This is a genomic window from Paraburkholderia dilworthii, assembly GCF_000472525.1.
GTDB lineage: Bacteria > Pseudomonadota > Gammaproteobacteria > Burkholderiales > Burkholderiaceae > Paraburkholderia > Paraburkholderia dilworthii.
In genome coordinates, this window is sequence record NZ_KI421431.1 from 8,987 (window position 1) to 31,071 (window position 22,085).

The window sequence follows — 22,085 nt, forward strand, 5'->3', positions numbered from 1 at the left end:
GTGGTGCGGCTGGCAGGATTCGAACCCACGACCCCTTGGTTCGTAGCCAAGTACTCTATCCAACTGAGCTACAGCCGCACGCAGAAACGAGATTATAGCAAAGGTTTCAAAAAAGGGAAGCGTGTAACTGCGATTTGTCCCGTTGGCATGATCGTGTACCCTAGTGAGGCAGTCTTTTGCTGCAGCTTATGGATCATCATGAACAAGGCCTTTGTCAAAGAGTCGAGTGAAGAGAACGATGACGATCTCGACGTCGCCCAGCCGGACATTCCCGCGGGTACAAAAAACTACATTACGCCTGCCGGCTACCGCCGCATGCGCGACGAACTATTGCATCTCATCGATGTGGAGCGGCCTGAGGTCGTCAAGCTCGTGTCGTGGGCCGCGTCTAATGGCGACCGCTCCGAGAATGGCGATTACATCTACGGCAAACGCCGCCTGCGCGAGATAGACCGGCGCATCCGCTTTCTGACTAAGCGTCTGGATCTCGCGGAGATTGTCGACAGCAGCAAGCAGGAGAACGTCGATCAGGTCTTTTTCGGAGCGACCGTCGAATATGCGACCGAAGACGGCGAGGAACACAGCGTGACGATTGTCGGTATCGACGAGGTCGATCTGGATATCGGACGCGTGAGTTGGATCTCGCCGATCGCGCGGGCGCTGCTGAAGGCGAAGGTCGGCGACACGGTGACGTTGTACACGCCGGCCGGTCCGCAGCCGATCGACATACTCGACGTCAAATATCCGCCGCCCGATAGCGGCGGCTAGTCTCCTGTCACATCGAAGCTGACCTGCATAAACTGTTGTCGACGGACAATAAAAAAGGCGCCGCGAACGGCGCCTTCGATGTTGCGAGTACTGCCCGCCGCTTTAGAAGCGGTGACGCAGACCTGCCGTCACAGCAACCTGCTTGTTGTTGCTCGAAGCAGCCAGACCGTTGATGTCTGCACCAACGATAGCGCCCTCGTTGACTTGCTGGTATTCGCCTTGCAGATAGACGTCCGTGCGCTTGGACAATGCGTACGCCGTTTGCAGATTGAACTGGTTCCAGTGCGGACGTGTGCCGGCCAGGCTTGCACGCGTGTACGTGTACGAACCGGCGATGCTCACAGCCGGCGTCAGAGCGTAGCGAGCGTTTGCTTCGAAGTTCTGGAAGTGCGCGCTGTTGCTCGGGAAGCCGATGCCGCCGGTTTGACCCGATGCACCTGCGCCGATGCCGGCGAGGCCCGACAGGTTGGTCTGCGAATAGACGAGGCCGACGGTTGCCGGACCGAACGCATAGTTGGCGCCTGCGCCCCACGTCTGCTGACGGCCAGCGAAGAACGTATTGTCGCTCGACACGGCACCACCCGAGTTGAACGCCGCAGCCGCGCCGGTCGCGCCGTTGCTGTTCAGTTGCAGGTACGCTGCGCCGACGTTCAGGCCGCCCCAGTTGTACGACGCGCCCGCGCTATAGGCGCGGTTGTTGGCGAAGCCATCAGCCTGGTTCGAGAAGCCGTACATGCCGCCGAACTTGAAGCCGCCATAGTTTGCGCTCGTGTATTTCACCGAGTTGTTGACGCGGAACGAGTTGTTCAGGTTGTCGTTGTCAAACGGGTGGGCGAACTGCGTGCCGCCGTATTGCGTGCCGGTCAGCGCCAGCGGGCCGACGAAATCGACCATGCTGTCATATTGGCGACCGAGCGTCACCGCGCCGAACTGGGTGCTCGACAGGCCGACGAATGCCTGGCGGCCAAATTCGCGACCGCCTTGCTTCAGCGAGCCGTCATTGATGCCAAAGCCGTTTTCCAACGTGAAGATAGCCTTCAGGCCGCCGCCCAGGTCCTCAGCCCCGCGCAAACCCCAGCGGCTGCCGTTCACCGAGCCGCTCGTTTGTTGCCAGTTGCTGTGGCCGTGCTGATTGTTGGTGTAGGTGATGCCGGCGTCAATCAAGCCGTACAGCGTGACGCTGCTTTGCGCGTGCGCCGCAGTTGCAAAAACGCCCGTGAGGGCCGCGACCATGAGAGTCTTTTTCATCTTGTTACTCCGAGAGCAAGAGTGGGCAGTGAATCGTGCTTCGGGAACCTTCGAACGGGCGCTGCGAGAGGCGTATCCGTGCAAAGTGCGCCTTAACGGCGGGGCGCTGGTTTCCGGTTACGCAAAGTGTAGAGAGAGCCTCTGACGAATGGACGTTTCGATTCCTGCAATAAAGTATTACGCGATCGGAAACGATATGCGAATCCGCTAGAAGCCCCGCTAGACGGGGCTCTACAGTGTGCGAGGAAGTTATCCGAGAAACGCGCGCACAATTGCGTTGCTAAAGTGCGACGCTAATTCGATGCAGAAAAACAACAGCCGCCAATTGCCCAATCATTGTTGTGATTCGAGCAACAGACGATTGCTATTTGTGTGAATAATCGAATGAGGGATTAAACGCTATACTGAAAGTTCTGCTTTCCGAAGCGGACTTTTTCGTTGACGAAAAAGATCTCCAAACCTTTGTCGGCGCGACTTCCCAGTCGCGCTTTTTTTTCGTCTCATCGGCGCGTCGATGTGGCGGCGTGTGATTGGTAATCAGTGCGCAGATGCGGCGTGATCGGCGTTCCACCACTCGGTGGCCGTCGTGGCGCTCCAGTCTTCCATTACGTAGCGGCGCGCGTCCATTGGCGAGGACAGTAAATTCTGCCAGTGGTCACCGTGCCACATGGGGTCCACTTCCAAGGCTGACGGCGTGCCCCGGTCCGATTCGCCGCGCGACGCGTCCTGCGCTTGCGCCTGCGACAGCAAGCCACGGGGAATGAGCTTCGAAAGGAGGCGGCGGATTTCAAATAGCTGCATGGCAATCTCCTTATGCATTACTGCAGGTACTGACTTTATGATGAGGTTCGGCACCTTCCGCGAATACCCGGAGAAACACTTACCAAAGTCACAAATTGTTACTTTCCGCCTTATGCCGGCAAATATTTCCTTTCGGGTAGTTTGAAGTAGTCTTGGACCGTGTGCATGTATCTAATGATCTACGTGTACGTCATCGAATCATTGCTGCCCTCGGACGCAGTGCTTAAGCGACTAATAACCTCGGCAATAGCTTTCAGTTCCGATCACGGCAAAGCCGAATTCGGAACCGCCTCTAAATGTGCAATGCATCTAGAATATTCTCGATAAGTGAACGGCAATCCATTGAGGCGTTAGGGCATTGCCCAATTGATGATTCGTAAAGAAACACGAACTGAAACTAGGTATTACCAGATAGTTTAACGACGGAAGGGGTTGGCTTCACTACATAGGATACGGGTAGTGACCGTCTCTTTGGATACTTCTTGGACATCTGCATTGAAGCGTTCAGATCGCTGAACGAGAATTACCACGTATGCTCGACGTCAAGGCGGGTCCGGAAAGGCAAGCCGTAGCGAATGTCCGGCCGTTCTGCCCCACAACGCCGCGGCTTGGCGTCATGCCGACATGAATTCGTAACAAGCCCTCGCCTGAAATCCGTAGGTTTTTTCCCCGGAATGGTTCGATCTGAAGAAGTATTGAATTCGGTGTCAAGGCTGTAAATGGAAGAATCTGGAATCGATGTCGCTAGCCAAAGGCTGCGACCCAAGAAAAGAGCTGTCGAAGGGTAGGGCGGATACGATCGGCGCCGTACTCCCAAAGTCAACGGCCGCTAACTAGTGCATACTTGCCGCAAAGTCACGCGTCCAAGCATCCCTTTCATGTCTGAACAGTTTTTGGCAGAACCGGCCCTTAAAGAGCCAATCGTCTTCGTCGATCTCGAAACCACTGGCGGCTCGACGAACGAGCATCGCATCACCGAGGTGGGCGTCGTCGAAGTGGGGCCGACGGGCGTCACGCGCTGGAGCAGCCTCGTCGACCCACAGCAGCCGATCCCGTCGTTCATCCAGCAACTTACCGGCATCACCAACGCGATGGTGCGAGGGGCACCGACATTCGACGCCATTGCGCCCGAACTGTTCGCGCGGCTCAAGGGCAAACTGTTCGTCGCGCATAACGCCAGCTTCGACCGGGGTTTTCTGCGCGGCGAATTCCGCCGCGCCGGTCTTTCATTCGACCCGGACGTACTGTGTACGGTGCGCCTATCGCGCGCGCTGTTCCCGGCTGAAAAGCGCCACGGGCTCGATGCACTGGTTGAGCGTCACTCGCTCGTGCCATCCGATCGCCATCGCGCGCTTGCCGACGCCGATCTGATCTGGCAGTTCTGGCAGCGTCTGCATGGTCTCGTGCCGCTGGACATGTTGCGCACGCAGATCGAGCGCACCACGCGGCGCTATCGGCTTGCCGGCGATATTACCGAAGACCTGCTCGAGACCGCGCCTGCGGGATGCGGCGTCTACGCATTCTATGGAGACGACGATTTGCCGCTGTACGTCGGGCGGAGCGTGCGTGTCCGTCAGCGGCTTCGCGCGCATCTGACAGGCGAGCGGCGTTCGTCAAAGGATATACGGCTCGCGCAGCAGGTGAGGCGCGTCGAGTGGCGCGCGACCGGCGGCGAACTGGGCGCGATGCTGGCGGAGGCGCAGTGGATTGCGACGCTGCGGCCTGGGCACAACCGCGTGCCGCGCGTCGCGAAAAGCGATCCTGCCGGCGCGCCCTGGCCGTTTCAGGGGCCGGTCGTTTTCGAGGAGCGTGAAGAGGCGTCGCAGGCGCGCGCTTTTCATGTCGTCGACCAGTGGTGCTACATCGGCCATGCGCCGTCGCTCGCGCAGGCAACGGAGCTACACGCTTCGCGTGTGACCGGCGGATTTGAGCCGTCGACGTACAAAATTCTGCAAAGCCACCTCGCACGCGGTTTGCAGATGATGCCGCTGAGCGTGTCGGCGTGCACCGTGCCTGTCGCAGTAGGCCTCGTTTGATTGCGTTTGCTTGATCGCGCAGTCAGCGTTGCGCAGTCACGCAAATTTGCGTCGTTCCGTCGGCGCAAATGTCGTCTTCGTCACGGTGCCTTCGGTCTTATGCGCTGTCAGCCGGTTGCGCCGACACCGCCGCTTGCACACACGTGTCCAAGCGCGCGAGTCAATGCGTTTGACCGCGACGAGTCGTAGCGAGTCAGGGATTTCCAGTTGGCCAGCGACTGTGCGACGCGCGTCGGACAATCCGGCGCCGCGCGCAGCGGTTGCACGCGAGCAAGGCCGGCGACGAGCGATTGCGTCAGGCGATCCAGTTGGGGCCGCGTGCTGGCCGCGAGGTCGGGCGCCGGCTCCCGCGGCGGCTGCGTTGCACGCCAGCTTGCGAATAGCGCGTTCTGCACGTCTTTGCTGGCGTCGATCTGATCCTGGAAGAAGGCGCGCGCGAACGCCGGATCGACGTTGGCTGCTGCCGCGCGTCTCTCCACGTCGGCGAGCAGCGCCTGTTCGCGTGGCGTGTCGGTGATCACTTGATGATTGGCCCACTTCCAGCGCGCCACCGGCTCCGCGAGCGCAAGTCGCTGTGATGCGAGCGCGATCAGATTAGTGAGCGCCGTATCGTCGCCGTCTGCTAGGGCGGAGACGGGCGTAAAGGCGAGGCAGGCGAAGAGCGCAAGCGCGCAGGGCGCGGCAAAGCGAAACAAACGATTCATGGGTGAACGACGGCCGGACGGCCGCGGAAGAAAACCAGAGAATAGACGATGTGTCGTCGCGGACGATTTCTCGCCCGCAGGCAATCGATGTTGCAAGTGGCAGCAGACGGGCAGTTCACGAGCAACGGCGCGCTCGAACCTGAATCTGGAGCGAGAGCAGCGACACTAGGCGGCGCTAATCCGCCTGACTGACGCAAGCGGCCAAAAGCACTTCAGAAACGGGCGAGCAGCCGCGCCTCGTGCGGTAAACACGAGGGCCGCTACCACGTCGCGCCAGTGTCTATTACTTCGCGTCGCACGACTTACGTTGTTCGTCGAAAAAGGCGCGCACGTGCTCCGGCAGTTCGGCCCCCAGAAATTCGACGCCGACAGGTTCCGGATCCGGGCTAAAGACTTTATCCGGGGTCGGAATCTTCGGTGGTTTCGCATCCATGGTCTATCTCCTTTACAAACCGATTATCGGCCTCGGGCCCCGTTTTGCACCAGCGTCCGATCAGCATCCCGCCTTCTTTGTTGCTTTAACGGCACAGCGCACCATTTCAGGCACGTGTTCTGATTAAATTTATAGATTCAATGCTTTCATTCTTCTGCGGTCTCGCGCACGGTTCACGTAGCGATTCTTCGGTTTATTCGCCTCGGGCCTTGCGTGGCGGGCGTTTCCCGTAAGAGTCGCACCGTTTCAAGCACTCACTCCCCTAGTCCATTCCGGGTATTCCCCGATTCAGTGGAAGTTTGTGCAATGCCGCATCGGAACCATTTTCCGATTAAAGGCGAACGTTCGTTTATTACCGAGGGACGTTTATCGGGCACAAGTCCTTTACTCAGTAAACGAACGATTCACCACCTCGTTGACGACTTACAAAACTTTAAAACGCGACCAAGAAATGTAGTGACGTCCGCAAATTTCGTGGGCCACTTCATGCTGCCGGTATTCACATCGCGCACTTTGCGCCAAAACATCGTCTGATTCGATGAGAAGGTCGGCCGCGCCAACATCGGCTCCTATGATCGGAACTGGTATCGGCGGTCCACGGTGCGTGAGCAACGGGCGCCGGCCGCCGACGCGCAAGATGGTTCTCACCGCCTTCAGAGAGTCGGTCATGGAAAACGCTGTTTACTGGAATGGACGCCAGGTCGGGATCGAAATATGACGGCCGCATTTCGTGGTTTCCGTCAGCGCCCCAGGAGGCAATCGCCGCCTATGGTGCCTATAGCGGCACGCAGCGCGCGGGACAGAAGCAGGCTGATGGGACACGAGCGATGCAGTCGTCGCGCGCAACCTCAGCACGATTGCGCACTTCGATAGACCACCTAACTTGCGCGGCTAGGAAGCGAGCCGAAGAGGTCGACGAAAAGCAAAAAGCCCAGTCGCAAGGACTGGGCTTTTTGCTTGAATCTTGATGGTGCCGGAAAGAGGAATCGAACCCCCGACCTTCGCATTACGAATGCGCTGCTCTACCGTCTGAGCTATTCCGGCATCAGGAGAAACGAGATTATAGGGACTTCTTTATTGGCTTGGCAAGTCCTCGAATCACTTTTTTGTTTCGAGATGGTAGCGGGTTACGCGGTCCACTTCGTTCTTCGAGCCGAGGAACACTGCGACGCGCTCATGCAGGCTCTTCGGCTGAATGTCCAGAATCCGTTTCTCGCCGTTCGTTGCAGCGCCGCCCGCCTGTTCGACGATAAACGCCATAGGATTCGCTTCGTACATTAGCCGCAGCTTGCCAGGTTTGTCCGGCGTACGCTTGTCGGCCGGATACATGAAGATGCCGCCGCGATTCAGAATACGGTGCACGTCCGCGACCATCGAGGCGATCCAGCGCATATTGAAGTCGCTCTGGCGCGGACCGTCTTTACCCTGCTTGAGTTCGCCGATGTACTGCTCGACCGGCGGATACCAGTGGCGCTCGTTCGACGCATTGATCGCATACTCGCGCGTTTCGACAGGAATGCGCATATCGCTTTGCGTAAGCACCCACGAACCGAGTTCACGGTCGAGCGTGAAGCAGTTAACGCCATTGCCGGTAGTGAGCACCAGCACGGTTTGCGGCCCATACACCGCATAACCCGCGGCGACCTGTTGCGTGCCCGGTTGCAGGAACGACTGCTCGGTGGGTTGTTGGCCGTCCGGGCAGCGCAGCACCGAAAAGATCGTGCCGATGGAAACGTTCACGTCGATGTTCGATGAACCGTCGAGCGGATCGAACACGAGCAGATACTCACCCTTCGGATAATTGGCGGGGATAGGGAAGAACTGCTCCATTTCCTCCGATGCCATGCCTGCCAGGTTGCCGCCCCATTCGTTGGCTTCGAGCAGAATCTCATTTGACAGAATGTCGAGCTTCTTCTGCACCTCGCCTTGGACGTTCTCGCTGCCCGCCGTGCCTAGCGCGTCGCCCAACGCACCCTTGCTGACGTGATAGCTGATCGCCTTGCATGCGCGCGCGACAACTTCGATCAAAAGCCGCAGGTCGGCCGGCAGGTTATTGGTTTCCCGCTGCTGCTCGATCAGGTACTTCGTAAGAGTGGTACGACGTTGCAAGGACATTGCTGTACTCCAGAGGCTTGAGGAATATCCCGATTTTAACCGCTCGGTGTGTCCGCTCCGTGCTTTTGACATCGAAGCGCACATGCAACGGCGCTCTGTCGGGCCGAGCGGCAGCGGATGACCGACACGATCAGCCTTTGCGCCGCGCCTTACCGGTCGTGGCAATGCCGCTCACGCTCGCTGCGAGTGCCGCGGCCCGAGCGTGCTCCGCCGATATCTTCGGCAGCTTCGGGCGGTCCGCCTTGGGCATGGGTTCGATTTCGCGTTCGATCTGTTCGCCCGCCGCCGCCGTGGCGACGCGCAGGTCGTATGCGATTTGCAGATTGAGCCAGAACTGTGCGCTCGCGCCGAAATAGCGCTCGAGCCGCAGCGCGGTGTCGGCCGAGATCGCGCGCTTGCCGCGGACTACGTCGTTGATGCGCGGCGCGGGTACGCGCAACGCAAGCGCGAGCGCATTGACGGACATACCGAGCGGTTCGAGGAATTCGCTACGCAGAATCTCGCCCGGATGAATCTCTTCGATGCTGTTTCCCGCGTCGATGTCTGAGAAATCGATACTGTCCAGATCGGAGCGTTTGATGACCATGCCGGTCTCCCAATAATCAGTGATAGTCGACAATCTCAACATTCAGCGCCTCGCCTTCGATAAAGTGAAAACAGATGCGCCACTGCGCATTGATCCGAATGCTCCATTGCCCGCTGCGCTCGCCTTGCAACGCTTCGAGCCGATTGCCGGGCGGCGTGTGCAAGCTGTGAATGGAGTTCGCCGCGTCGATCATGAGCAACTTGCGGTACGCGAGCGCCTGGATATGACGCGGCAGCGCATGCACAAACTTGCCCTGAAAGATTCTCGCCGTAGCTTTGTCGCCAAAATGTCGTAATCATGGGATGATATAACGTCATTCGTTAAACGTAAACCGTTAAATGAATGTGTTTACTTTCACCCCTCGCGGCGCGAACGAACAGTCAGCCAGATGGCTAACGTCGACGCGAGCCTGCGCCGCCCGAGTCGTCTGAAAACAAAAGGCGAAAAAAAGCCGGCAGGCGTGCCGGCTTTTCAAGAGCGATAACCGCGCTCAGACGTGCGTCACGCGAGCGCCTTTTCAACGATTTCGCGTACGTCGCGGGATTTGACCTGCGATGCCACTTTCTCCAGCGCCGCGCGCATGCCCTCACGCAGCGTGGGCGTGAAGCGGCGCCACAATTCGAGCGAGCGTGCGAGGCGAGCGGCCACTTGCGGATTGATCGCGTCGAGCGCGATTACCTGGTCTGCCCAGAATGCGTAGCCCGAGCCGTCTTCGGCGTGGAATTGCGCGGGGTTAGCCGCGCAGAAGCTGAAAATCAGCGAGCGTGCGCGATTCGGATTTTTCAGATTGAAGGCCGGATGCGTCATCAGCTTGCGTACGACGTCGATCACCGGACGCTGCGCGCTGCCCCGCTGCGTGGCCTGCAAAGCGAACCACTTGTCGATCACGAGCGGTTCCTTCTCGAAGCGCCGATAGAAGTCGTCGAGCGCATGCTGCGCTTTCGGGCTGCCGCCATGTGCCGCCGATGCATTGAGCAGCGCGGACAGCGCCGCCGCGCGGTCCGTCATGTTATTCGCCGCATCGTATTGCGCCGACGCGAGCCGTACAGCTTCGGCCGGATCGTCGAGCTCGGTGAGATAGGACAGCGCCAGATTCTTCAGCGCGCGGTGGCCTGCCGCCGCCGGCGTGGCTTCGTACGGGCCGGGCGTGCGGTGCTCTTCGTAGATTTTCAGCCACTCGTCCTTGAGCGCGTTGGCAAGGCGCTTGCGCACGAACTGCCGCGCGGAATGCACGGCAGCCGGATTCGATTCGGCCATCTGCTCGGCGAGATACGCCTCGGACGGCAGCATCAACGCGAGTTCACGGAACGCCGGCGACAGCGATTCGTCCGTGAGTACGCGTGCGAACGCGGCGGTTACCGAGTCGTCGAGTTGCAGTTCTGCGCCGCTTGCAGCCCGCCCGGCGAGCGTCAGCAGCTCGCGCGTGGCGAGCCGTTGACCGGCTTCCCAGCGGTTGAACGGATCGCTGTCGTGCGCGAGCAGGAACGCCAACTGGTCCGCCGGGTAATCGTATTCGACGATCACCGGCGCCGAGAAATTGCGTAGCAGCGACGGCAACGGTTCCTGCACGACATTGACGAACGTGAAGGACTGTTCGGTCTGTGTGAATTCGAGCACACGCGTGGTCGAATCCGAAGCTTGCGCCTCGCCTTCCAGTTGCAGCGGCAGATCATTGCCGTCTTTGCCGATCAGCCCGATCGCGAACGGAATCAGCAGCGGGCCTTTTTGCGTTTCGCGCGCGGCCGGCGCGGCGTCGCCGTAACCTTGTACGAGCGTCACGCTATAGCGCCGCTGCGCGGCGTCGTAACGCGTGCGCACGGAGACGCGCGGCGTGCCCGCCTGGCTGTACCAGCGCTCGAACTGCGCGAGATCGCGGCCGTTCGCATCGGCGAGCGCGTGGCGGAAATCGTCGCAAGTCACGGCCTGGCCGTCGTGCCGCTTGAAGTACAGATCCATGCCTTTGCGAAAACCGTCGCGGCCGAACAGCGTCTGATACATCCGCACGACTTCGGCGCCTTTTTCGTAGACCGTCATCGTGTAGAAGTTGTTGATCTCGACATAGCTTTCCGGGCGCACTGGATGAGCCATTGGGCCGGCGTCTTCGGCGAACTGCATCTGGCGCAGCACGCGCACGTCTTCGATGCGCTTGGTGGCGCGCGCGGCTTCGTCGCTGCCGTCGGTCTGGCCGCCTGCCATGTCGGCCGAGAATTCCTGATCGCGAAATACCGTCAGGCCTTCTTTGAGGCTTAACTGGAACCAGTCGCGACAGGTCACGCGGTTGCCGGTCCAGTTGTGAAAATACTCGTGGCCAACCACGGCCTCGATGTTCGCGAAGTCGGTGTCGGTCGCCGTCTCGGGATTCGCCAGCACATACTTCGTGTTGAAGATGTTGAGCCCCTTGTTCTCCATCGCGCCCATATTGAAGTCGCTCACCGCGACGATCATGAAGCGGTCAAGATCGAGTTCGAGCCCGAAACGCTCTTCGTCCCAGCGAATTGAATTGATCAGCGAATCCATCGCGTGACGGGTCTTGTCGAGATCGTGCGGCTCGACCCACACCTGCAACAGCTTTTCCTTGCCCGAGCCCGTCTTCACACGCTCTTCCAGCGCAACCAGCTTGCCGGCCACGAGCGCGAACAGATAGCTGGGCTTCCTGAATGGATCTTCCCAGCGCGCGAAATGGCGGCCGTCCGGCAGATCGCCTTCTTCGAGCAGATTGCCGTTCGACAGCAGCACCGGATAATCGGCCTTGCTGGCTCGCAGTGTGATCGTGTAGGTGGCCATCACGTCCGGCCGGTCGAGGAAATAGGTGATGCGGCGAAAGCCCTCCGCCTCGCACTGCGTAAAGAAGTTTCCGCTCGACACATAAAGGCCGGAGAGCGTCGTGTTCGCAGCCGGATTGCAGATGCTCGTGAGTGTAAGCTCGAAGTTCTCCGGCACGTTGTCGAGCAGCAAGCCGTGCTCGTGTGCATGGGCGTTCGGAAACGGCTGGCCGTCGAGCGTGGCGCTGACGAACTCCAGTTGCTCGCCCATCAGCTCCAGATGCGCGGCGCGCGACGCGTCCGGGTTGCGGCGCACGCGCATGCTGTTCTTCACGACCGTGCGTTCGGGCAGCAGATCGAACTCGAGCTCGACGGTGTCGATCAGAAAGGCAGGCGGCGCATAATCGGCGCGGCGAATGACATTGGGCGTTGCGGTATCGGCCATAGCGTTCTGTAGTGATGGGACTCGAGCGGCCGGCGCACGGAGGCACGCGAGCCGGGCTTGTCGAGCCATTGTACAAAGCCTCGGCGAATCGTGCGGAGCGAACTTTTTGCGCTATCGGGAGGCACGCGTATGACCGCCAGCGCGGGCAAAAGACGCTTGCGCGGCACTGGATCGGAACGGCGGGCATGGCCTGCGGTCTACGTACAATACGAACAGAACACGAGCCGACGAAAACGCTTCACGAGGTAGACCATGAAAACAAATCCGTGGGCGCGCCGCGCCATGCTGCTGCTGGCGGCGCTGGTAGTGCTGCTGTCCGGTTGCACGACTTACGTGACCACGCAGGTCACCGCGTTCTCCGACTGGAGCGGCAGCGACGCGACCCGCACGTATGCATTCACGCGCGAGCCGGAACAGCGGAACAACCTCGAACTGACCACCTACGAACGCATCGTCGCAAACGAACTGGCCACGCATGCATTCCGCCAGGTCGGCAGTGCAGAGGCGCGCTATCTGGTCGGAGTCTCCTATGGAATTCGCTCGGACCTGGTAACAGTCGCCGAGCCGGTGTACTACAACCCGTGGCCCGCGCCGTACTGGGGCTGGGGCCGGCCGTTCGATCCGTGGGGACCGTGGGGGCCGTTTCCCGCCGGATATGTGAACCAGAGCTACCCGGTCTTCACGCATCTGCTCGGCGTGCGGATCACCGAACGGGCGACGGGCAAGGAGGTCTACAACGTGACCGCGCGCAACTCGGGCGGCGAGTCGTCGCTCGTGAGGGCCATGCCGTATCTGGCGCGCAGCGCGCTTGCTGACTTCCCGCTCGGCAATGGTGTCGTGCGTACGGTCAAGATTCCACTCGACAAGAAGGCGGGCGCATCCAACGAAACGGCGGTGCCCGCCGCAGCGGCATCCGCGCCGGTGGCTGCGTCCGGTGCGAAAGCCGTGCAGTGACAGAACGGTGAGGGCGGCGCCGCGCGATCCGGCAAGGGGCTCAAATCTCGGCGTCCTGTTCAGGCTGCGGCGCCGAACAGCGCCATCGTACCGAGAACCACGAACAGCACCGCGGCGATGCCGTGCACGAGGCTGGTTGGCAGCCGATGCGCGAAACGGTCGCCGAGCAGGATCGCCGGGACGTTCGCGATCATCATGCCGAGCGTGGTGCCGGTCACCACGCCGAAGAAGTCGTGAAAGCGCGCGGCCAGAGCAATGGTCGCGATTTGCGTCTTGTCGCCCATTTCGGCGAGGAAAAAAGCCACGACGGTTGCGCCGAACACGCCGAGGTGCGTGCGGTTCGTGTTGGCTTCTTCGTCGGCGAGTTTGTCGGGCACGAGAATCCACAAACCCATGCCGACGAACGAGATGGCCAGCGCCCAGCGCATCACCGTGGGCGTAAGCAGCGAGCCGAGCCACGCGCCCAGCGCGCCCGCGCCAGCATGATTGACGAGCGTCGCGACCAGCACGCCGAGAATGATCGGCGCCGGCTTGCGATAGCGCGCGGCAAGAACGAGCGACAGCAATTGCGTCTTGTCGCCGATTTCCGCGAGCGCGACCGCTCCGGTCGAAATGAGAAAAGCGTGGATCACGTTGTTTGAATCCCCGGGCCGAGAAATGAACGAGCGACGACCCACGACACGCCGGGCCCAATTGCGACGGGGTGTGGGTCATCGGTCTCGCCAGGCCGGAGGCTGCGGCTGCCACGGCCGTGATGGCCGAGTTTGTTGACAGGCGCCCCCGCGAGTCGACGTTCTACGGGCCCGGCCTGACTGCCGGACGAACGTGCCGCGGGGCGGCTACTCCCCAATGAGGGGCGGATTATATCAGGCGTGACGGTGAGATATTTTTGCCGCTGACACGAGCGGCGGAAAGATGAATGTATTGAACTGCAACATCGTTCGCAGAAAGTTAATTGAAAGTATTGCAATGATTTCGCGTAAGTGCCGCGATTGGAGTGACGCCGAATCCGGTGCGGAAAGCCACGGCTATAGGTGTATTCCCAAGGCGTTGCCCGAAACGTCCGCAAATTGGAATACCGCCTGAAGCGCACCGTGGCAAAGGTGAGACGGATACAGATGGATACGTCTTTTCCGGCTGATTTAATCCAGAATATTCAGTATGATTTCGGCCACCACGGGAGCCCGAGCCAAACCACAAGGCGAATTGTCAGAGGGACCTAAATAATCTGGCCAATGTGCCGTTAATTCGCTGAACCCTACAAAAGAAGACTGGATTGCCTCCCGGCTGAAAATTGCCGGTCCGCGCGGCCCATACACTGTGACGCTGTGTATTTCGTCAGGCGCTTCAGCCTCTCCTTGCTTCTACGCGCGAACACCGATATGCCCGATCCTCACTGGACCATTCCGGTCGCTCGCTGGTCTAGCTGGCCTGCCGACGCATCTGCCGCACCCGACATCGGCTTTATCGAGCCGATCGTGCGGCGGCGTCTCAGCACGCTATCCAGAACCGCGCTGAAGGTTGCGCACGATTGTGTCGGCGCCGAAGAGGCCCGCGTCGTGTTCGCGTCGCGGCATGGGGAATTGCGCCGCACCACCGACATCCTTCGCGCGATCAGCTCGGGCGAGCCAGTCTCGCCGACCGCGTTCAGCCTGTCGGTGCTCAATGCAATGACAGGCGTGTTCGGCATTGCGCGCGGCGACCGCTCGGCAGCGAGCGCGATCTCGGCCGGTCCCGAAACGCTCGGCTATGCGCTTCTGGAGGCGTATGCGCAATACGCCATGCAGCCCGCGTCGCCGGTGTTGCTCGTCTACGCTGACGAACCCGCCGATCCCGCATACGGCACGATCGAGGACGAAGTGCAGGGCGGCGCCGTTGCGATTCTGCTGAGAAGCGAAGGCGCGTTGGGCGATCTGGTGTGTGAGCGCTCGGCGGCCGGCGGCCCGGACCCAGCGCAGGCAGTCGGGCAGGGCGACGCCAGCCCGACGGCTGCAACGGCTGCAAGCACCGAAGCTGGCGCAACGGCAAAAAACCTGGCGCTGAGTCAAAGCCCGGCAACCGACGCAGCCGGCGCAGCACAATCGCACAACGCCGGCCAACCCGAAGCCCGCTTCGCCACGCAGAGCCAGGCGCTGCTGCATTGTCTGGAAACCGGCACCCCCGCTGCCTGGCAAGGCGCCGGAGCAGTCTGGCATTGGAGATGGCATGACCGCGCGGCTTGACTACGCCTGGCGATTGTTCGCCACGGGCATGGCTTTCGTGGTGTTCGGCATCTGCGGCGTGCTGTTTTCGGTGCTTGTGTTTCCGCTCGCGTGGCTGTGGCCGCACCGCGCGTCCCGGCAGTTCGCGGTGACGGGCGTGATTCACTGGTTCTTCCGCGCGCTCGTCGCCGTATTGCAGCGAGTCGGCGTGATGGAACTCGAAGTATCCGGCGTGCACGCGTTGCGCACGCGCAAGCCGTCGATCGTGGTGGCGAATCACCCCACGTATCTCGATGTGATGGTGTTGCTCTCACTCACGCCGCATGCGTGCTGCGTCGTCAAGAACGCGCACTGGAGCAATCCCTGTTTCTGGGGCATCGTGCGCTCGGCGGAATACGTGAGCAATGCCGATCCGTCGGAACTGGTCGAAGCCGGCGCGAGGCAGCTTGCGGCAGGCTATACGATGATTATTTTCCCGGAAGGCACGCGCAGTCCCGCGCCGAACCGCCTGCATGCGTTTTCGCGCGGTTTCGCGCATATGGCGTTGAAGGCCGGCGCGCCGATCGTGCCGGTGCTGATGGATTGCGATCCACCCGCATTCACGAAGCAGATGCGCTGGTACGACGTGCCCGCACGAGCGTTCCGCATGCGCGTGAACGTGCTCGCGCCGCTTGGCGCGGACCGCCTCGCGGCAGACGACACTACACCGGCTCTCGCTGCGCGCAGCGTGACGAGCGCCGTCGAAGCACACATTACTCAGCACCTGTTCGACTATGGATTCTTTAAAACTGGAAATTAAGCAGCTCCTGATCGAAGCTCTCGATCTGGAAGACCTGAGCCCTGCCGATATCGATGACGACGCACCGTTGTTCGATACCGACGGCATCGGTCTCGATTCGATCGACGCACTCGAAATCGGCATCGTGCTGCGCAAACAATATCAATTGACCATTGCGGCGAATGACGAACGCACCCGCGAACACTTCCGCTCGATTAGCACGCTGGCCGCGCTGGTTGCGAGTCAGCGCGAAGCGGCGCACGCTGCGAACGAAACCAACAGAAAAGGGGAATAAACCGTGTCCGAGGCAGAGATTCTTGAGCGCATCCGCGCCATCTTCAAAGAGAACTTCGCAATCGAGCCCGAGCGCGTGACGCCCGACGCGCATCTGTTCGAAGACCTCGACCTGGATAGCATCGACGCGGTCGATCTCGCGATCAAACTCCAGGAGATGACCGGCCGCCGCATCAAGCCGGAAGAGTTCAAGTCGGTGCGCACGGTCGGCGACGTGATCGGTGCGGTCGAATCGCTGCTGGCGGCCCAAGGCTGATGCCGGCAGCGCGCTCGCGAACGCCGGCGGCGGGGCCGTGTACTGACCCGCGCGTTGCCGCGCCTTCGCTCGCCGGTGAACGTCATTGGGTCAAGGCAGTCGTGCAAGTGCTGGTGAAGCTCGCGTATCCGGCGCTGATCCTCTGCGCATGGCGTTGGGACACTCCGCGTTATGTCGGCTGCATGCTGTTCGCGATCCTGTGGTTGCAGCGCTGGGCCGGCAGCGGTCCTGTCGCGACTTCGCTGCGCCGCCTGTCGGCAATCGACTGGACGGTGGTCGGTTTGCTGAGCTGCGCATCGGCGGCCATCGTGTTGACCAACAGCGAACTACTGTTGCGCCTCTACCCATCGCTCGTCAATCTCGGTCTTTTGATCGCGTTCGGCGCGACGCTCGTGCGCGGGCCGTCGATGATCGAAAAATTCGCGCGCCTCGGCAAGCCCGACCTGCCGCCGGGCGCAGTGCGCCACACGCGGCGCGTTACTCAGGTGTGGTGTGTGTTCTTTCTGCTGAACGGTGCTTTCTCCGCCTATACCGCGCTCTACTGGAGCCGCGCAAGCTGGTCGCTTTATAACGGTGCGATTGCCTATGTGCTGATCGGTGTTTTGCTGATCGCCGAGGTCATTTGGCGCTACCTCGTGGTGCTGCCGCGCGCCGCGCGTTCGGAGGCCGCATGATCGCGTTGCACGATCTGTTGTCGACTCCGCTCGATGCAGACGCTGCCGAGGCTCCGGTATGCCGCGATCGCGGTTTGCTACTCGATCGCGCCGCATTTCGCGCACGCGTTGCGACGCTGCTGGCGGTCATTCAATCGGAAGCGGCACAGCGCTACGCATTGTGTATCGACGATCCCTTCGATTTCGCCTGCGCGTTGTTCGCGCTGTTCGCATGCGGCAAGGAGCCGGTGATTCCCGCGAACGCGACGCCCGGTTATCTCGCCGATCTCGCCGACGCCTACGATGTCGTGCTCACCGACGCTACGCTGCCTTCCCATACACAAGAAGATAACGCTCATACGCTGAACGCACGCATCGACCCGCAAGCACCGCTCACGCTCTACACGTCGGGCAGCAGCGGCCGCCCCAAGCCGATCCGCAAAACGCTCGCGCAGTTCAACGCGGAAGTGCATACGCTCGAGAAGCAGTGGGGCGCTCTGATTGGCGACGCGACCATGCTTGCGAGCGTGCCGCATCATCACATCTACGGTCTGCTGTTCCGCGTGATGTGGCCGCTGGCCGCCGGCCGCGCATTCGACCGTGAGATCAGCATCGAACCGCTGCATCTGCAAACGCAGCTTGCTCAGTGCGGCGCGGCCGCGATCGTGTCGACGCCCGCGCAGTTATCGCGCTGGCCCGCGTTGCCTGGCTTCGCCGCATTGACGCCCGCGCCGCGCGCTTTTTTTTCGTCGGGCGGTCCGCTTGCACTCGAAGCCGCGCACGAATATGCCGCGGCTTACGGCGCCGCGCCGCTCGAAATTTATGGCAGCACGGAGACGGGCGGCATTGCATGGCGCCGCCAGGATCAGACCGATGCGTGGCAACCGGTGACCGGCATCGAAGTGCGTCGCGACGAGGAGGGCGCGCTGAACGTGCGCTCGCCGCATCTGGACCACAGCGGCTGGCATCGCACCGACGACAAAATCGCTTTCGACGCGCAAGGCCGCTTCCGTTTGCAAGGCCGCCTCGATCGCGTGATGAAGCTCGATGGCAAGCGCGTGTCGCTGCCGGAACTCGAAGCGCGCCTCGCGCTGCATCCGTATGTCGTGCAAGCGGCAATCGTGCCGCTCGAAGGCGGCGCGCGTGAACGCGTCGGTGCAGTAGTGGCGTTGACCGAAGCCGGCAACGAGGCATTGCGCGACGCAGGCCGCGTGCTGCTCGCGAAAACTTTGCGGCGCCACCTCGCCGATTATTTCGATGTCGTCGTTTTGCCGCGTCATTGGCGCTTTCGCCTCGCGTTGCCGTTCGACGAACGCGGCAAGCTGCCGGTGTCCGCTGTTGCCGCCGCGTTCGAGCCACGTGCGGAAGGTGTCGAAGTGCTCGCCGAAGCCCGCTGTGGCCGCAGTGGCGGCAGTGAAGACACACTGCACTACGAGTTGCGCGTGCCGCCCACACTCAAGCATTTCACCGGCCACTTCCCCGGCTTGCCGATTCTGCCGGGGGTGGTCCAGGTCGATTGGGCGATGCGCCTTGCCGCAGAGCAACTGCCATGCGTGCGCGGGTTTGCGTCGATCGATCGATTGAAGTTCATGGCGCCGGTGCCGCCTGGCGCCGTGCTCACGCTCACGCTCGCGCACGATGCCGCGCGTCGGCGAGTGCAATTCGCATACCGGTTGAACGAGCGCGAATGCGCGTCCGGCGTGATCGTCTATCGTGAGGGTGCGTGATGAGCTTCGCTCCCTGCATCGTGATCCCGATCTACAACCATAAGGACGCCATCGGCGCGACCGTCGCGCATCTCGCGGTACACGGCTTGCCGATTTTCATCGTCGACGACGGCAGCGACGAAGCAACTCAGCAGGTGCTCGCACAACTCGCGAGCGACTACGCGGCGCAGCTCACGTTGCTGCGCCTGCCGGTCAACGGCGGCAAAGGCGCGGCCGTGATGGCGGGCCTGCGCGCCGCGCGCGAAGCCAACTACACGCACGCGTTGCAGATCGACGCCGACGGCCAGCACGACGCCAGCGACGTGCCGCGCTTCATCGAAGCGGCGCGCGCAGAGCCTGGTGCGGTGATTCTAGGCCGCCCCGTCTACGACGAGAGCGTGCCGAAAGCGCGTCTCTACGGCCGTTATCTGACGCATGTGTGGGTGTGGATCGAAACGCTCTCGCTGACCATTCGCGATTCGATGTGCGGCTTCCGTTCGTATCCGCTTACGCTCGCTTGCGATCTGATCGACAGCGTGCAACTGCCCACGCGCATGGACTTCGACATCGAGATACTGGTGCGCCTTTATTGGCGGCGCGCCGCATTCCGCTCGATCCCGACGCGCGTCACCTATGCGAACGACGGCGTTTCGCATTTCGACGTGCTGTGGGACAACGTGCGCATCAGCCGCAGTCATACGCGGCTCGTGTGCGGCATGCTCGTGCGTCTGCCGATGCTGCTCGCGCATAAGTTCATGCCCCGGCGCGCCACGCTCGCGAATACACGAAGCGAGCCGAACGCGCAGGACTGGTGGCGTATCGCCGAACGTGGCAGTCATCTCGGCATGTCGTTGCTCGCGCTCAGTTGCAAGCTGTTCGGCCGCCGTTTCACCGCGCTGTGGCTGCATCCGATCGTCGCTTATTTTCTGCTGACGGGACGCGCCGCGCGCGAGGCGTCGGCCAATTATTTCAGGCGTTTGTGCGAGGCCGCACCGCACGGCGATACGCCTCGTCCGGGCTGGTTCTCCGCGTATCGTCACATGCTGGCATTTGCGCAATCGGGCTTCGACAAGCTCGCTGCGTGGTCGGGGCGCGTCAACAATGCAGACGTCCAATTCGAAGATCCCTCGGCGTTCGAAGCATTGGTCGCGAGTGGCAAGGGCGCGCTCGTGATCGGCGCGCATCTCGGCAATCTGGAGATGACGCGTGCGCTCGCCGCACAGGGCGCGTATGCGAAAGTCACGGCGGTCGTCTATACGGAACATGCGCGCCGCTTCAACAGCGTGCTGGCGTCCGCGAATCGCGAGTTCACGCGGCATCTGCTCGAAGTGGCGGACTTTGGCCCCGAAACCGCGATGATGATGCAGGAGCGCGTCGACGCCGGCGAGTTACTGGTGATCGTCGGCGACCGCGTGCCCGCGCACGAAGCCGGGCGCACCACCGAGGCGCGTTTTCTCGGCGCGACTGCACCGTTCGCTCAAGGTCCGTATGTGCTCGCGCATGCACTCGGCTGTCCCGTCTATCTGTTTTTCTGTCTGAAAGAGCGCGACGGTTATCGCCTTTATTTCGAGCCGTTCGCGGAGCGCATCGAATTGCCGCGCCGCGAACGCGCCCAGCATCTCGCGGCCTGGGCGCAGCGTTATGCGGCGCGTCTCGAACACTACTGTCGCAAGGCACCTTACCAATGGTTCAATTTCTTCGATTTCTGGGCTCGCCCCAAGCGAGGCGCGAATGGCCGAACATGATCTGATCGACACGCCGGATGCCGGCGTGCATGCGGCTTCCCATCGCGGCAGCAATGCGGCTCAAGTGGTGATTGGCGGGCGCAAGCTGAGCATCGAGGAGGTGGTTGCGATTGCCCAGCATCGCGCGCCGGTTGCGTTGAACGCGGACCCCGCATGGCGCGCCCGTATTCAACGCGGCGCGGATTTTCTGCGCCGGCACCTGGCCGCCGGTGCGACGGTCTACGGCGTCAACACGGGTTACGGCGATGCCTGCGTGGTCGACGTACCGATGGAGCTCGTCGAAGCCTTGCCGCTGCAACTCACGCGTTATCACGGCTGCGGCATGGGCCAGTATCTCGACGACGCGCAGACGCTCGCCGTCATCGCCGCGCGTCTGAACTCGCTCGCGTATGGTTTTTCCGGCGTGCGCCCGGTGCTGCTCGAACGCCTCGCGGACCTCGTCAATCATCGTGTGTTGCCGCGTATTCCCGCCGAGGGTTCGGTCGGCGCGAGCGGCGATCTGACGCCGCTCTCGTATGTTGCCGCAGCACTCGCGGGCGAACGCGAAGTCATGTTCGAAGGACATCTGCGTGACGTGCGCGACGTATGGAGCGAACTCGGGCAAACGCCGCTTACGCTCGCACCGAAAGAAGGCCTTGCGTTGATGAACGGCACGGCGGTGATGACGGGCCTCGCATGTCTCGCGTTCGCTCGCGCGGATCATCTGACGCGGCTCACCGCGCGCCTGACCGCGCTTTGCACCGTCGCCCTCGACGGCCGCGCCGCGCATTTCGACGCGACGCTCTCCGAGGTGAAGCCGCACGCCGGCCAGGCGCAAGCCGCCGCATGGATTCGCGAGGATCTGCAAGGCCGCGACGATACGCCGGGCCACCGCTTGCAGGATCGCTATTCGATTCGCTGTGCACCGCATGTGATCGGCGTGGCGCGCGATGCGCTGAGCTGGGTGCGCCGCGACATCGAAAACGAATTGAACAGCGCGAACGACAACCCGCTGATCGACCCGGATAACGAGCGTGTACTGCACGGCGGCAACTTCTACGGCGGTCATATTGCGTTCGCGATGGACTCGCTGAAGGTCGCCGTCGCCAATCTCGCCGACCTGATGGACCGGCAACTTGCGCTTCTGGTCGACGTGAACTTCAACAATGGCTTGCCGCGCAATCTGACGGGCGCTGCATCCGCGCGTGCCGCGATCAATCATGGCTTCAAGGCCGTGCAGATTTCGTCGTCCGCGTGGACGGCTGAAGCGCTGAAGAACACCATGCCCGCCAGCGTGTTCTCGCGCTCCACCGAGGCGCACAATCAGGACAAGGTCAGCATGGGCACCATCGCTGCGCGCGACTGTTTGCGCGTGCTGGAGTTGACCGAGCAGGTGGCCGCCGCGCATACGCTTGCCACGGTGCAGGCTGCGCGGTTGCGCTTGAGAATCGACACCGCGACGCCGGTTCCCGCGCCGTTGCAAACGTTCATGGAAAGCGTGGGCGCGCAATCGCCTTTCGTCGACGAAGACCGCGCGCTCGAACACGATCTGCGTGCACTGACCGCGCGCATCGCCGCATGCGAGTTGCTGCAAGACTATCGCGGAGGACCGCAAGCATGA

At 61.6% G+C, this 22,085-nt stretch carries 19 protein-coding genes, 2 tRNA genes, 1 pseudogene and 1 riboswitch; of the genes and pseudogenes, 11 read left to right on the top strand and 11 right to left on the bottom strand.

Annotation, left to right across the window (positions count from 1 at the left end):
- Window position 1: 1 nt before the first annotated feature.
- A tRNA-Arg gene (locus tag F759_RS0135700) sits at window positions 2–78 on the bottom strand.
- Window positions 79–198: 120 nt separating this feature from the next.
- On the opposite strand from F759_RS0135700, the gene greB reads away from it, so the two are divergent.
- Window positions 199–768 (top strand): transcription elongation factor GreB, encoded by a 570-nt coding sequence (gene greB, locus F759_RS0135705; RefSeq protein WP_027803940.1) that lies wholly within the window; start codon window positions 199–201, stop codon window positions 766–768.
- 102 nt (window positions 769–870) lie between these two features.
- On the opposite strand, the gene F759_RS0135710 is transcribed toward greB, so the two are convergent.
- Both F759_RS0135710 and F759_RS0135715 read right to left on the bottom strand, forming a co-directional pair.
- Window positions 871–2,016, bottom strand: coding sequence for a porin (locus tag F759_RS0135710; protein ID WP_027803941.1), 1,146 nt, complete (start codon window positions 2,014–2,016; stop codon window positions 871–873).
- Window positions 2,017–2,553: 537 nt separating this feature from the next.
- Window positions 2,554–2,817 carry a hypothetical protein gene (locus tag F759_RS0135715; protein ID WP_027803942.1) on the bottom strand — a complete coding sequence of 88 codons (264 nt, stop codon included), beginning with the start codon at window positions 2,815–2,817 and terminating at the stop codon, window positions 2,554–2,556.
- Between the two features lie 878 nt (window positions 2,818–3,695).
- On the opposite strand from F759_RS0135715, the gene F759_RS0135720 reads away from it, so the two are divergent.
- Window positions 3,696–4,853, top strand: coding sequence for an exonuclease domain-containing protein (locus F759_RS0135720; RefSeq protein ID WP_027803943.1), 1,158 nt, complete (start codon window positions 3,696–3,698; stop codon window positions 4,851–4,853).
- 107 nt (window positions 4,854–4,960) lie between these two features.
- Here the strand turns inward: F759_RS0135720 and F759_RS0135725 are convergent, their stop codons facing one another.
- The 7 genes and pseudogenes from F759_RS0135725 to pepN all read right to left on the bottom strand — a co-directional run bounded on the left by F759_RS0135725 (window position 4,961) and on the right by pepN (window position 11,898).
- Window positions 4,961–5,557 (bottom strand): chorismate mutase, encoded by a 597-nt coding sequence (locus F759_RS0135725; protein ID WP_027803944.1) that lies wholly within the window; start codon window positions 5,555–5,557, stop codon window positions 4,961–4,963.
- A gap of 283 nt (window positions 5,558–5,840) precedes the next feature.
- Complete coding sequence (locus F759_RS43575; RefSeq protein ID WP_006050185.1) at window positions 5,841–5,990, bottom strand: hypothetical protein; 150 nt, start codon at window positions 5,988–5,990, stop codon at window positions 5,841–5,843.
- 968 nt (window positions 5,991–6,958) lie between these two features.
- A tRNA-Thr gene (locus F759_RS0135740) sits at window positions 6,959–7,034 on the bottom strand.
- A gap of 54 nt (window positions 7,035–7,088) precedes the next feature.
- Window positions 7,089–8,105 (bottom strand): class 1 fructose-bisphosphatase, encoded by a 1,017-nt coding sequence (locus F759_RS0135745; protein ID WP_027803945.1) that lies wholly within the window; start codon window positions 8,103–8,105, stop codon window positions 7,089–7,091.
- Between the two features lie 130 nt (window positions 8,106–8,235).
- Window positions 8,236–8,691: a HigA family addiction module antitoxin gene (locus tag F759_RS0135750; protein ID WP_027803946.1), complete on the bottom strand. Its 456-nt coding sequence runs from the start codon at window positions 8,689–8,691 to the stop codon at window positions 8,236–8,238.
- Window positions 8,692–8,707: 16 nt separating this feature from the next.
- Window positions 8,708–8,990: pseudogene (locus F759_RS39980) on the bottom strand (type II toxin-antitoxin system RelE/ParE family toxin).
- A gap of 202 nt (window positions 8,991–9,192) precedes the next feature.
- The gene (gene pepN, locus F759_RS0135765; RefSeq protein ID WP_027803947.1) at window positions 9,193–11,898 is read right to left on the bottom strand and encodes an aminopeptidase N; all 2,706 of its coding nucleotides are present in this window, start codon (window positions 11,896–11,898) and stop codon (window positions 9,193–9,195) included.
- 252 nt (window positions 11,899–12,150) lie between these two features.
- On the opposite strand from pepN, the gene F759_RS0135770 reads away from it, so the two are divergent.
- Window positions 12,151–12,852, top strand: a complete 702-nt coding sequence (locus F759_RS0135770) for a DUF4136 domain-containing protein (protein ID WP_027803948.1) — start codon at window positions 12,151–12,153, stop codon at window positions 12,850–12,852.
- Window positions 12,853–12,911: 59 nt separating this feature from the next.
- Here F759_RS0135770 and F759_RS0135775 read toward each other — a convergent pair whose 3' ends face one another.
- Window positions 12,912–13,484, bottom strand: coding sequence for a TMEM165/GDT1 family protein (locus tag F759_RS0135775; protein WP_027803949.1), 573 nt, complete (start codon window positions 13,482–13,484; stop codon window positions 12,912–12,914).
- A gap of 9 nt (window positions 13,485–13,493) precedes the next feature.
- A riboswitch (yybP-ykoY riboswitch) is annotated at window positions 13,494–13,712 on the bottom strand.
- Window positions 13,713–14,234: 522 nt separating this feature from the next.
- Between F759_RS0135775 and F759_RS0135780 the strand changes: the two genes are divergently transcribed.
- From F759_RS0135780 to F759_RS0135815, 8 genes are read left to right on the top strand one after another with little or no spacing between them, the layout of a single operon-like run.
- Window positions 14,235–15,074, top strand: coding sequence for a beta-ketoacyl synthase chain length factor (locus tag F759_RS0135780; protein WP_027803950.1), 840 nt, complete (start codon window positions 14,235–14,237; stop codon window positions 15,072–15,074).
- On the top strand, window positions 15,058–15,852 hold the full coding sequence (locus tag F759_RS0135785) for a lysophospholipid acyltransferase family protein (protein WP_027803951.1): 795 nt from the start codon (window positions 15,058–15,060) through the stop codon (window positions 15,850–15,852). Before F759_RS0135780 ends, F759_RS0135785 begins: the two co-directional genes overlap by 17 nt.
- Window positions 15,827–16,126 carry a phosphopantetheine-binding protein gene (locus tag F759_RS0135790; protein WP_027804154.1) on the top strand — a complete coding sequence of 100 codons (300 nt, stop codon included), beginning with the start codon at window positions 15,827–15,829 and terminating at the stop codon, window positions 16,124–16,126. Before F759_RS0135785 ends, F759_RS0135790 begins: the two co-directional genes overlap by 26 nt.
- Window positions 16,127–16,129: 3 nt before the next feature.
- Window positions 16,130–16,381, top strand: a complete 252-nt coding sequence (locus F759_RS0135795; RefSeq protein WP_020069032.1) for an acyl carrier protein — start codon at window positions 16,130–16,132, stop codon at window positions 16,379–16,381.
- A complete protein-coding gene (locus tag F759_RS0135800) occupies window positions 16,381–17,055 on the top strand; it encodes a COG4648 family protein (RefSeq protein ID WP_027803952.1) in 675 nt (224 codons plus the stop codon). Before F759_RS0135795 ends, F759_RS0135800 begins: the two co-directional genes overlap by 1 nt.
- Complete coding sequence (locus F759_RS0135805; protein ID WP_027803953.1) at window positions 17,052–18,761, top strand: AMP-binding protein; 1,710 nt, start codon at window positions 17,052–17,054, stop codon at window positions 18,759–18,761. The genes F759_RS0135800 and F759_RS0135805 overlap by 4 nt, the downstream gene beginning before the upstream one ends.
- Complete coding sequence (locus F759_RS0135810; protein ID WP_027803954.1) at window positions 18,761–20,485, top strand: glycosyltransferase family 2 protein; 1,725 nt, start codon at window positions 18,761–18,763, stop codon at window positions 20,483–20,485. Before F759_RS0135805 ends, F759_RS0135810 begins: the two co-directional genes overlap by 1 nt.
- On the top strand, window positions 20,472–22,085 hold the full coding sequence (locus tag F759_RS0135815; protein WP_027803955.1) for an HAL/PAL/TAL family ammonia-lyase: 1,614 nt from the start codon (window positions 20,472–20,474) through the stop codon (window positions 22,083–22,085). The genes F759_RS0135810 and F759_RS0135815 overlap by 14 nt, the downstream gene beginning before the upstream one ends.